11 protein-coding genes are annotated in these 11,648 nt (G+C 36.4%); 2 read left to right on the top strand and 9 right to left on the bottom strand.

Annotation, left to right across the window (positions count from 1 at the left end):
* Position 1: 1 nt before the first annotated feature.
* The 9 genes from EL194_RS00130 to EL194_RS00090 form a co-directional block, all read right to left on the bottom strand.
* On the bottom strand, positions 2–1,813 hold the full coding sequence (locus EL194_RS00130; protein ID WP_003774079.1) for a sulfatase-like hydrolase/transferase: 1,812 nt from the start codon (positions 1,811–1,813) through the stop codon (positions 2–4).
* Between the two features lie 99 nt (positions 1,814–1,912).
* On the bottom strand, positions 1,913–2,686 hold the full coding sequence (proC, locus tag EL194_RS00125; protein ID WP_003774076.1) for a pyrroline-5-carboxylate reductase: 774 nt from the start codon (positions 2,684–2,686) through the stop codon (positions 1,913–1,915).
* 17 nt (positions 2,687–2,703) lie between these two features.
* Positions 2,704–4,029 carry an AAA family ATPase gene (locus EL194_RS00120; RefSeq protein WP_003774075.1) on the bottom strand — a complete coding sequence of 442 codons (1,326 nt, stop codon included), beginning with the start codon at positions 4,027–4,029 and terminating at the stop codon, positions 2,704–2,706.
* 12 nt (positions 4,030–4,041) lie between these two features.
* Complete coding sequence (locus EL194_RS00115) at positions 4,042–6,015, bottom strand: alpha/beta hydrolase family protein (protein WP_003774073.1); 1,974 nt, start codon at positions 6,013–6,015, stop codon at positions 4,042–4,044.
* Positions 6,016–6,127: 112 nt separating this feature from the next.
* Positions 6,128–7,375, bottom strand: coding sequence for a DUF1576 domain-containing protein (locus tag EL194_RS00110; RefSeq protein WP_003774071.1), 1,248 nt, complete (start codon positions 7,373–7,375; stop codon positions 6,128–6,130).
* Positions 7,376–7,479: 104 nt separating this feature from the next.
* Positions 7,480–8,160: a GTP pyrophosphokinase gene (locus tag EL194_RS00105; RefSeq protein ID WP_003774069.1), complete on the bottom strand. Its 681-nt coding sequence runs from the start codon at positions 8,158–8,160 to the stop codon at positions 7,480–7,482.
* A 76-nt stretch (positions 8,161–8,236) separates the two neighbouring features.
* Complete coding sequence (locus EL194_RS00100) at positions 8,237–8,527, bottom strand: HesB/YadR/YfhF family protein (protein ID WP_003774067.1); 291 nt, start codon at positions 8,525–8,527, stop codon at positions 8,237–8,239.
* A 58-nt stretch (positions 8,528–8,585) separates the two neighbouring features.
* Entirely contained in the window at positions 8,586–9,239 is a 654-nt protein-coding gene (locus tag EL194_RS00095; protein WP_003774066.1) for a beta/alpha barrel domain-containing protein, read from the bottom strand.
* A gap of 9 nt (positions 9,240–9,248) precedes the next feature.
* Positions 9,249–10,103 (bottom strand): YitT family protein, encoded by an 855-nt coding sequence (locus EL194_RS00090; RefSeq protein WP_003774063.1) that lies wholly within the window; start codon positions 10,101–10,103, stop codon positions 9,249–9,251.
* Between the two features lie 89 nt (positions 10,104–10,192).
* Between EL194_RS00090 and EL194_RS00085 the strand changes: the two genes are divergently transcribed.
* Both EL194_RS00085 and EL194_RS00080 read left to right on the top strand, forming a co-directional pair.
* Positions 10,193–10,705 carry a GNAT family N-acetyltransferase gene (locus tag EL194_RS00085; RefSeq protein ID WP_003774058.1) on the top strand — a complete coding sequence of 171 codons (513 nt, stop codon included), beginning with the start codon at positions 10,193–10,195 and terminating at the stop codon, positions 10,703–10,705.
* Positions 10,689–11,633, top strand: coding sequence for a dipeptidase (locus EL194_RS00080; protein WP_003774056.1), 945 nt, complete (start codon positions 10,689–10,691; stop codon positions 11,631–11,633). Before EL194_RS00085 ends, EL194_RS00080 begins: the two co-directional genes overlap by 17 nt.
* Positions 11,634–11,648: the final 15 nt, after the last annotated feature.

Here is an 11,648-nt window from a genome sequence, read left to right as displayed (position 1 = left end):
ATTATTTATCGAGTGTTGTCATTAAAGAACGATCATAGAAAGTACTTCTACGAGATAGCTCTTCATTAAAGGTCTCAAGCCCATCACGCTCGACCAATGTTGGTTCTTTTGAGAATAAATCAGTACCCAAACCAAGGCGATGGCCTTCAATCTCGACACCCATTGCGGAAAGCGTTGTCGGGAAGAAATCAACAGGAGAAAAGGCACGGTTATGAGTTTCTGCTGATTTTTGGGGAGCATTTAGAATTAAGTTAAAGACAGTGCGTTGATAACTTGGATCAAAATTTTCGAAGAATTTTTTATCCATGCTTAAGTGATCACCAGTAATTAGAACGGTAGTGTCCTTATAAAAAGGCTGTGCTTGAATCCAACGAACAAATTTAACCGTCTCAGCCTGTGAAAATTGAATTACGTTAGCATATTGAGAATCGTATGGTGTTGGCGCACCTTCTTGTAAGTAACCGTCGGGGAAATGTGTATCGGCAGTTTCCATCGTAAAATTAAAAGGTTTACCAGTAGTGGAAAGACGTGTGATTTCATCTTTCGCAAAGCGATACAGTTTATCGTCTTCATAACCCCACCAAACTTGATAATCTTGAGGAATGAGGCCTTCATTACGGGCATGATTTAAATCGAATATATTGAATTCACCGTGCGAGGTGAAGTAGGTTGTAAGTCCACCGAAATCAGCATCAGCCCCAAACATAATTGTTTGTTCATATCCTCGGTCATGAAGAATGTCTCCAATACCGCGAGCACCCGGTAAGAAATATCCAGACTTACCGTAATCCTGACCTTCTGCGGGAACTTTTAAAGGAATTCCCATTCCCATATTAACCATAGCTGCCACAGACCATCCGGAACCATAGGTTTGGTAAGGTCCTCCAAATGTGTCATTATGAGAAAAACTAATCCCTTCTTTCGCAAGCTCAGTCATCTCGGGCATTAAATTCACATCCATGTGACCACCTAATTCTTTAGGTAGGTAAGAGTTCTCCACAGATTCGACATAAATATGAATTAGATTACGTTTTTTTTCTGGAAAACGAAGTAAATCATCGCTCGGTTTAACGTAATTAGACTCAATATAGGGAGATTTGCTTGCGACAGAAGTTGCGACTTCATCTAAGCGTAAGCGTTTCACGCCATACACTGTACCCACTAAAGCAAGAACAATTCCAATGATTAAGGTTGATGTACGCAATTGCTTAGCAGTAATTACTTCGCGACGGTGTTTTCTAAAAATATGTAAGTCCTTTTTGTTTAAGAGGATAAGAGCAAATACAATACCAACAAGAGCTGTCTTTACGATTGGTTTTAATAATTCAGTCATAACACTGTCTCCAGTTCCTTTGACTGGGGAAATCAGGTTAAAGATAAACTGCTCTGGTGTTAGTGCACCAAAGAAAGCTGTAAACCAACGTGAGAAGAAGAAAAATGCAGCGCCGATCACAATAAGTATGACAAGAATACTATTTACGATACGATGACCACGTGTACGAACATAATCTCCAGGAATAAAAATAATCGTATTATTGATAATCGCCTGAAGAAACATGAAGAGTAATCCTACTGGAATTGAAACAAGCACAAACTTAAGTGCAAAGCTTAAAGTATAAGCGCTGCTCATTAAAACTTGAGGTTTCTCCAAACCAAAACGGATGAATAATACCGTTACCGCATTAACAAGAATGCCATAACCTAAAAGATTAAACCAAAGTGATTGCTTGTGATGTTCTTGGTTCATTAAGTGTGTACTTAAAAAACCAAAAAAAAATGCAATAAAACTATATGTCATTATTTGTATAATCATAGTAATACCTCGAATCTATATAAACAAAGGATACAATATGAATCCAAAGCATACAAGATGAAAATGGTTAGAAAAGAGAAAAAGAGCCATTTGGCTCTTTTATCCTTGTTTATCTTTAAGAATTGTAGCGTGCGAAGCGGCGTGAATCGCTTCCGCAAAACCACTAGCATCAAGTGAACGAACACCCTCGATTGTTGTTCCACCAGGGGAACAAACACGATCGACAAGTACATCTGCCGGTTCTCCACTTTGACTTAAATAATCTGCACTTCCTGAAACTGCAGCACAGGTAATTCTAAGGGCGGTCTCATAATCAAATCCTTCATCAAGTACTGACTTCGCAAGTTCATCAATAAACTTAAATACAAATGCAGGAGAGCTCCCAGCTATTCCAATAAAACCACTAAACTGTGATTCAGGGATGGATACAAACCCACCAAGTGCATCAAAAATTCTTTGTACTTCTTCGAGCGCTTTGGTATCGATGCGATCGTTGTGACAAATTGCGGAAATACCTCGTTGAATTGCAACATTCAAGTTAGGCATAACTCGGATGATTGGCATGGGACCAGATAGGGATTCAATATCCTCAAGGGTCTTTTTAGCCGCAATAGAAACTAAGGTTTGATGATTTAAAACGGGCTTAATTTCATTGAGTACTGTTTCAAACATTTCCGGTTTAACGGATAGAAATAATAAATCGACACTTTGCGCACAGTCACGGTTTGATTTACATGCATGGACGCCAAGTGCAGATGCTTTATCACAAGTAGACTCATAGATTCTTCCACTAATATAGATTGAATCTTTATTCTCAATACCGTTTATGATCGCGTTAGCCATATTACCAACGCCGATAAATCCAATTTTCATAATTCACCTCATAGAGACTAAAACAAGTCTTCTTTATACATTACGCGATGTACCTGTTGTACCCATTTCTTAAATTCCACAAAATACGCATCATCCTTTACAAACTGAGGTCGGTGCAGTTCACCATAAACACCTTGTTCATATCGATTTCGTACGTTGTGATTCGCTTGAGTGGGTGCAATATCTTCAATACAATTTACGGTATAACTTAAATCTGTATTTGCACTACAAATATAAATACTTGCAGGATCAACGATATTCATGGTTGAAAGCTTATCCATCGTCAAAAATGTTTGACCTTCAATTTGAGGCATATAATACTCAATAATATGTTGTACAAGGAAGGTATGAAGTGATAAATCAAAATCATCACCAATCAAAGTACTGCCCATTAATGCATCAAACAGTGCAAATATTTTATTCACAAAATCATAGGTTCCTGAAGGGAATTCCCCAAATGGAATGGTGTAATTGCCTTCAATTCCCTTTTTAACGACTTTTAATTCATAATCCCACAAGTCCTTTCCCTTATGCGTAAAGGCATAATACGCTTCAATGACATTGGAAAAGAGCGTTACCAACATGTTACTTAATAAGGGTTGAGCCTTTTCAAACGCTAACTTCCCAAATGAATCATAAGTTCCAGAGAAAGGAGTGATATTGTTATCGGTAAAGAAATTAAAATAGGCTTGATGATCGAAATAAGGTTCAACACCAATGTGCATGCGACGGATAAACATACAAACATCTAAGAGCGTATATTTAATCGAAATTTTATAGAATGATTGTCGTTCGATGATAAAGTTAAGAATTGACAACATCGTGTGTTTACCATAATACATGTCATATAAATTTTGAATCACAGGCATATCTTTGGTAAGAATCATCCCTCTTCCGAATGAAAAGTCGGTTGGAGATGCAGTAAAAATAATAATGGCTCGGTTATTGATTCGTTTAAAGAGACTCTCACTTACAATTTCTTGATACTGATTAAATACGATTTCATAAACAAATACTTGTCCTTCAAGAATCATCTCATACGCTAAAACCATATTTTCTTGTGCAAAAATACGATAATGACGTTTTGCTTCCTCTTTAAGATTGAAGAACGCTATAGTAGGATGATCATATTTTGGATTATCACGTGTTTCGAGTAAATAATTAAGGTAAAGACCGTCATTCATCTTTCTCAAAAACGCAAAGGATAACAAGAGTGATGACTTACCAGAGGCATTATCACCATAAATGTAGACGCGTGGTTTTACAGTTCCACGCTTATTTTTAAACTCAACTCTTAAATCTCTATAACATCTAAAATTCTTTAGTGTTAGACTACCAAACATTAAAAGACCTCACTATTTTAAGTATTTATCCATCCAGTTGGTAATCTCTTCAAGTCGTTTAACACGAGCTTTAGGTTTACCAGTACGTGAAAGATCATGGTTTTCTCCACGTAACCAAACAAAACGTGTATCAACGCCGTTTTCTTTGATATATGTGAAGAATTGCATACCTTGTTCAATCGGACAACGATAATCTTCATCCGAATGAATAAAGAGTAACGGTGTTTTCACGTTGCGAGCATATTTAAGTGGCGATTGGTGCCACATTTTTTCAGTGTCTTCAATTGGATCTGCAGCCGTTTGATCGTCCGCAAAGTAAAAGCCAATGTCCGATGTACCATAGAACGAAATCCAGTTTGAAATTGAACGTTGGGTCGCAGCACATTTAAAGCGATCTGTGTGACCAACAATCCAGTTAGTCATAAATCCACCATACGATCCACCCGTTACACCAACACGCTTAGGATCAATTGCATAGCGATCTAAGACAATATCGGTAAACTTCATGAGGTCATCATAATCTACATCGCCATAACGACCAAAGATATCCATAAACTCATTTCCATAAACATCTCCACCACGAGGGTTAGTAAAGAAGACAATATAGCCTTTGTTTGCCCATACTTGCATTTCATGATAGAAAACATCGGAATAGATTGTTTTTGGTCCCCCATGAATATCTAAGATAGCAGGATAAGATTGACTAGGGTCATAATCTTGCGGTAAAAGAACCCAACCATCAAGCAATTGACCGTCATTGGTATATTCAAAGTGTTCAGGTTTTGCGATGTATGTATCTTTAAGAATTGATTGATTAAATTCAGAAACCCTTGAGACTGTGTTATTTGCTAAGTCAAGACGATAGAATTCTTGGAGGTTATTGTTATAGAGTCCAATACCGTAAAAATCATCGTTAAATTTGACCCACGCATCAAGACTTCCTAATGCATTAAATGCACGTTTGATTGATGTACCATCAAAACTATAGAGTACAGTTCGATCACGGTATGTTCCTACAAAATAATAGATATCATCGACGACACGGTTGGTTACTGATCCAGCAAAACGAACATCACTACCAATTGAACCCCAAGCACTTAATCCAAAATCTTGGATCTTAATGAGGGCATTGTGAGTGATTTGATATAAATCACTGTTTTGATTAATACCGTGTTTTTGGAGGTTACTTCCCAATGCGTAAACGGTATCGTTAATGATGAATACAGAACTAAAAGAAAAATCATGTTTTGTGTAGAGAGCTGTTTCTTCGTTTTTCTTAAAATCATACAAATAAATATCTTGGAAGAAATCAGGTTTACCCATTGCAACTTCACGTGCATAAATCATGCACTGTTTTTCTTTATCAAAATGATAAAGCGAAATGTCTTCATTTTTATCTGAGAGTGCGGTGTAACGATCTTCATCAATCGTATAGATAAACAATTGACTGCGTTTCGCTTGATTAAAACCGCCGCCATTTGAGTAGAACGGAATTTCTTCAAACACTTCATAGTATGTGTTAGCTTCCGTTTCCGCGTTATATTTCGAGCGTGCTTCATCATCACCTTCAAGGAAAACGTGATCTGTGACACTTAAACTACCTGAAAGTAATAAATGATTATCATCAATAACTTTTAAAAATCCTACTGGAAACTTGAAAGTATATGCGTGATTTAATTCGCCAGAATGAATGTCATAACGGTAAAATACTGAATGCTTCGCTTTGAGAGCATTCTTTTCGGATTCGATACGTGAAGTAGGGATTAGCAGCGTATCATCAGTCTCCCAAAAATAACGCGAATCATTTCCTAAATCAAAAATACGTTTATGCGTTGATCCATCCGTTAAATATAAATCATGAACATAATCATTTTCATCATAACGGGCATTTGATTTAATAAATGCCATGTGTTTCTTAGCAGGACTTGTCGTAAGTGAAGCCAAATAAGTATAATTCAGAAAATCTTTTAATTCTAATTGTTTCATATGTGTCACTCCTTTTTAGAATTATATCACAATCACGCCAAACAGAACCGTTTAAGCATAAAAAAAAGAGTTGGTGTTACCAACTCCTTAGACATTCAAAATTGAGCAGGGATTACTTAGATCGTTGTTCCTTTAAAGGAATAAATAGTCGAAGGACCGGAACCATCACAGCTGCGACAATACCGACCGCAAACCCGGTGTTATAAAGGTTCATCCCTGCATGCAAGGAACCCGAATTAAGAACAACAGAAGAGTTTATAAATCCAGCAACAACACCCCAAATAAATCCAAAGTCTCCTGCAATCGGTGCTAGGGCGGTACTAAAAAGAGCACCAAGCAGTACTGCAGGCTGATCTAAAGACCAACTCTTGGTAAGTCCACCGAGATAGATACCGATAAAAATAGGCGTAATATTTTTCCAATGTTTCCCAGCTCCTGAGAAACCAATTATTGTGAGAATACCGCCAATATTGGGTCCATTAAGTGCACCTTTCGCAACCACAAGCACAAAGAATAACGCTAAAAACCCGTTCACGGACATATTAATTAAGACAGCGCCAAGACCGTATTTTTTATAAAAATCGTTATCACCATGTCCTGTTTCATGAAGCAATTGGCGATATTTTTTAAAAGCATCATGATCACTGAGCCAACCGATATAAAACAGCAACAGAAATAGAATTGATAAGACAATTGCGGAGGGAACCGTATATTGAGTCGTTACGATCATGCGTTTATAGGGTACATAACCGTATGATTTCATGACGGATACATAGAGCGTACTCATAATACCAATCGCGAAACCAATATTCGCGAGGCTATAACCGTCATGAACTTTATATAAAGAACGTGCGACGGGTTTAATCGTAAATCCAATCGAGAGACCTACCGTAATACTCAAAAGTAATCGTAAGTAGAGAGGTAGGTTCACGACAAACATTAACTCACTTACAATTGGGGAAAAACTTGTAGCAAGCAACGATATATGTACGATATCTTTATAGGGCTCTTTGGTAACGAGTGCATAAAGATATGTACCAATGAGAATCGGAATAATATTGACAATGTTTTTACCAAACAATCCGAAACTTAACATAAGCATAATTGAGGCAATGACCGAACCTGAAAATTCGGTCTCAGAATACATAATGATTAAAACGGAAACAAGCGTGATCAGACCAGCATTAAAGAGTGCTGCGCCAACGCCGCCGATTGCGAAATAATCGGTAATCAAAATATCTGACTGAACAATGATCTGAATCATTCCAGAAAAAATAGCTTCAAGTGAATCAAGAACAAAAGCAGAGCCAATAAGTAAAACACTTAAATATAAGAAAAGCCGGTTTGTTTGATTACGCATAAATCACTTCCTTTTTCATAAATATAACTTAATTTTTCTTAAATAAAAAGCATTATATGAATAAAAGAACACCCAGAAAACAATAAAAAGAACGCATAAGCGTTCTAAAAATTGTTCTTTGAGTTTTCGTCGTCGATTAAATTTCGGATATCAAGCATTTTTTGATCAGTTTTCGCAATCGTCTCTGCACAGTCAAAAAGTTCTTCTGATACTAACTCAATATGACGATGATCTTTTTTATAACGGATTTCATGTTCCAACGAAGCCCAAAAATCCATGGCAATTGTACGAATCTGAATTTCTACTTTAGCGTAATGTTTTCCATCTGAAAGAAAGACGGGAACCTCCACAATTAGATGAAGGCTGCGGTAACCGTTCTCTTTAGGAAATTGAATATAATCTTTAATTTCAAGGACTTGGATATCATCTTGATTTGAAATCATATCTGCGACAATATAGATATCATCGATGTATGAACAGATTACCCGAACGCCTGCAACATCATTTAAGTGCTGAGGGATTGAATCCACATTTAAAGGGACTTCAAGTCTGAGCAGCTTTTCCACAATACTTTGTGGTTTTTTAACGCGTGATTTTATGGTTGTAATTGGATTTCGGGTCGTAAGTGTTCCAAGTTCTCTATCCAAAATTTCAAGTTTGGTGGTGATTTCGCGTACTGCGCAATCATATAAAAGCATTAAAGCAATGAAATTTTTGGTTTGATTTACAAAATCTGTGGGCACTTTAAATTTTTGATTATTAATAATAACTTCATTTCGTGACATAAACTCACCTCTAATATTATTTTATCATAAAATATTAAAAGTCTATGATATCTAGAAGAAAGTAAAAAAAAGAGGGTTACCCCTCTATTATTGTTACGTCGTATTTTGGTTCATCACGTTCTTTATCAAACGTAATGCTGAGGTCTTTATCGGCAAAAAACCAGTCATCTGATTTTTCAACATAAAAGTTGATGCCTTCTACTTTGATCATTTCCAGTGGTCTACTTGGTTCCATAATTGCCAACGCAAATGAGAAACCACCGTGAGGACCATAAACCTTACCAAAAAATTTAACGCTGTCGTTTGCATTAAGATTCAGTTCGCGAATATACCACTCTGCTGCTTCTTTTGATACTTCTAATTTCATTGTGTCACCTCTTTTAAGTTATGTTATCACACTCTGGTTGAATTATTATGTAATATGCTTACTCTCGATAGGTAGCCATCAAGTCTTTAAACATATCGGCTGTGCTTGGGGGTGTAAAGGATACAGCGTTTGCGCCAGCTTGGATGGTTTTCCGACATGATTCTTCCGTAGGGCCACCAGTCGCGATAATTGGTACTTGCGGATGATTCTTTCGAATTGCTGCAACAACTTCAGGTGTACGCGCTGCCGCGGATACATTGAGTATCGTTGCACCGGCATCAAGACGTGCCTGAATATCTTCATTTTCGTTTAGAACGGTGATAATAATCGGAATCTCAATCGCTTGTTTCACAAGACGTATTAATTTATTTGTAGTTGGAGCATTTAGGACAACACCTGTTGCACCTTGTTGTTCAGCATCAACTGCAAGACCTACAACGCGAAGTCCACGGGTAGTGCCACCACCAATTCCAGAAAAGACTGGAACATCCGCAACATTCTTAATTGCGTGTGTAATAATTGGTTGGGGTGTAAAAGGATAAATTGCGATGACCGCATCGGCATTACAATTACGAATAATTGCGACATCAGTCGTGAATAAAAATGATTTAATCGTACGACCAAATAATTTAATTCCACTTGCTTCCTGAATCGATTCAGGCACACGAATAATGTGTGATCTTAAGTTGCCATTATATTCTGGAACAAACATAATTACCTCCTAGATGAGACGTTTTTCAAATCCTCCGTCTACTTTTAAATTTTTTGTAACAATGATAAATGCATTGGGATCATGTTTTCGAATAAGTTGTTTTAATTCAACAACTTCACTTTGCGCAACAATGGTTACAAATACATCCATTTGACTACCTGTATATGCACCATAGCCATCCCAATACGTTACGCCACGGTGAATAACTTCAATAATTTCTCGTTTGATATCTTTGTTTTTCGTGTAAACCATAACACTTACCTCAATATTATGTTCATGGAACTTATCAAGACAGAAAGAAAAGATAAAGGAGTACACGAGCGAGTAAAGTGCAGTTTGTGCATTATAAACAATTAAACACACAAGATAAATTGAACAGTTCACCATTAAATATAATGAACCCAAACTTCCTTTCTTTTTTTGAGATAAATAAAACCCAATAACATCCAATCCACCTGAAGAACCTTTGGCACGATATGATAATGAGGCACCAAAAGCACCAAGAACAGCCGCAATGATTATTGAAATAAAAACATCATCTACAATTGGCTGATTTAGGACAGGAATTAATGTAAAACAGATTGCTTGTGTTACAATAGTTACAAGTGTATAACGCACAAAAGAATGCGAAAACTTGAACCAAGCAAAGACGAGCAATGGAATGTTTAAAAATAAATTAACAATCCCGGCGATATCAAAACCAAATTCAAATTTAAAGACATATTGGATGGCATCGCGCAGTAACTGGGCTATCCCCACCATACCGCCATTGTAAATCTGTGCAGGAATAATAAATAGATTAACAGAGAGTGCAAACATAATTGCACCAGTAATACAGAGTAAATAATTTTTTGTTTTTTTCATACTACAATTATAACAAAATCTCGGTGTTAAGAGTATTGTTTCTTTATGAAAGAATTTGAACCTATAAATTAATAAGATAAGAGGGATTAATGATGACACTACGAATTCGAAAAGCAAACAGGGATGATTTAACCAAAATCATGAACATTATCGAACAAGCGAAGAACGTTTTTCGAGAAAAAGGCATTGATCAATGGCAAAATGGTTATCCTAACGTAGATACAATTTTAAAAGATATACGTGATACGTGCAGTTATGTTATTTTAAAAGAACATGATATTGTGGGAACGTTTATGCTTCAATTTGGTGATGATGAAAATTATGATACGATTGAAGAAGGAAAGTGGCATCAAGAGGGTCCATATGCTGTAGTGCATCGAATTGCGGTAGATCCCACATACTATGGTCAAAAAATAGCGACACAGGCATTTCTTGAAATAGAAAGTACTTGTGGAAAAGCAGGTTATTCAGTACTTAGAATTGATACCCACAAAAACAATCTTGCTATGAATGCACTGTTAGTGAAAACAGGATACCAACTTTGTGGTAAAATAACTTTAAAAGATGGGGGAGAACGACTCGCGTATGACAAAAAAATATAAAATTATTGATTGGCACTGTGATGTGCTTTTAAAACTCCAACAAGATCAAACGCTTCAATTTAAAGATTCGGAAGATTTGGATGTAAACTATGAAAAATTAAAAGCCAGTAATACTAAAGTTCAAGCTATGGCGATTTTTATTGATCCCGATTTGAACTTTGATGATAAATATCAAATTGCTTTAGAACAAATCGAAGCTTATAAGCATCGTGTACTTACAACTCCAGGTGTCGTTCAGTTAAAATCTTTTCAAGATATCGAGAACTTGGGCGAGGATGAAATCGGAACGTTTCTAACTTTAGAAGGACTCGATTGTGTTGGCAGTGATATGAATAAAGTGAAACATCTTTTAGATGAAGGCGTTCTTTCAATCGGTATGACATGGAATGATGCGAATCTTGCATGTGATGGTATTGGTGAACCAAGAGGCGCTGGATTAACCGCTTTTGGGTTTAATGTAGTTGAAGAACTAAATGCTCGTAACTTATTTGTGGATGTATCACATATTAGCTTGAAGGGATTTGATGATGTATTAAATAATGCGAAGCATGTAATCGCTAGTCATTCTAATGTCAAGGCTATCGCGAGTCATCGACGCAATTTAGATGACAATCAGATTCGCCGAATGGTAGAGCATGGTTTTCCGATTCATGTTGTTTATTATGATGCTTTTGTAACCGATGAAGAAAAAGAAACACAAATTTCAGACTTGGTACGTCATATTGAATATTTAAGAAAAATGGACTGTACAAATCAAATTGGACTCGGGTCCGATTTTGATGGGATTGCAACTAAAATCAAAAATTTAGAAGATGCTTCAAAAACCCAGAATCTACTTAAAGAAATTGAAATGGAATTTGGTGAGAGATTTACAAATGGAATCGCTTATGATAACTTTATTAATTATGTTAATCATAAAATGATATAAAGGAGAACTAAAACT

The sequence above is a fragment of the Erysipelothrix rhusiopathiae genome (genome assembly GCF_900637845.1).
GTDB lineage: Bacteria > Bacillota_I > Bacilli_A > Erysipelotrichales > Erysipelotrichaceae > Erysipelothrix > Erysipelothrix rhusiopathiae.
This window is presented reverse-complemented; position numbering and strand designations above follow the sequence as displayed.

What these genes read in the sequence shown, in the direction of transcription:
- EL194_RS00130 (WP_003774079.1), bottom strand. Translation starts at nt 1,813, where the DNA reads ATGATTATACAAATAATGACATATAGTTTTATTGCATTTTTTTTTGGT.
- proC (WP_003774076.1), bottom strand. Translation starts at nt 2,686, where the DNA reads ATGAAAATTGGATTTATCGGCGTTGGTAATATGGCTAACGCGATCATA.
- EL194_RS00120 (WP_003774075.1), bottom strand. Translation starts at nt 4,029, where the DNA reads ATGTTTGGTAGTCTAACACTAAAGAATTTTAGATGTTATAGAGATTTA.
- EL194_RS00115 (WP_003774073.1), bottom strand. Translation starts at nt 6,015, where the DNA reads ATGAAACAATTAGAATTAAAAGATTTTCTGAATTATACTTATTTGGCT.
- EL194_RS00110 (WP_003774071.1), bottom strand. Translation starts at nt 7,375, where the DNA reads ATGCGTAATCAAACAAACCGGCTTTTCTTATATTTAAGTGTTTTACTT.
- EL194_RS00105 (WP_003774069.1), bottom strand. Translation starts at nt 8,160, where the DNA reads ATGTCACGAAATGAAGTTATTATTAATAATCAAAAATTTAAAGTGCCC.
- EL194_RS00100 (WP_003774067.1), bottom strand. Translation starts at nt 8,527, where the DNA reads ATGAAATTAGAAGTATCAAAAGAAGCAGCAGAGTGGTATATTCGCGAA.
- EL194_RS00095 (WP_003774066.1), bottom strand. Translation starts at nt 9,239, where the DNA reads ATGTTTGTTCCAGAATATAATGGCAACTTAAGATCACACATTATTCGT.
- EL194_RS00090 (WP_003774063.1), bottom strand. Translation starts at nt 10,103, where the DNA reads ATGAAAAAAACAAAAAATTATTTACTCTGTATTACTGGTGCAATTATG.
- EL194_RS00085 (WP_003774058.1), top strand. Translation starts at nt 10,193, where the DNA reads ATGATGACACTACGAATTCGAAAAGCAAACAGGGATGATTTAACCAAA.
- EL194_RS00080 (WP_003774056.1), top strand. Translation starts at nt 10,689, where the DNA reads ATGACAAAAAAATATAAAATTATTGATTGGCACTGTGATGTGCTTTTA.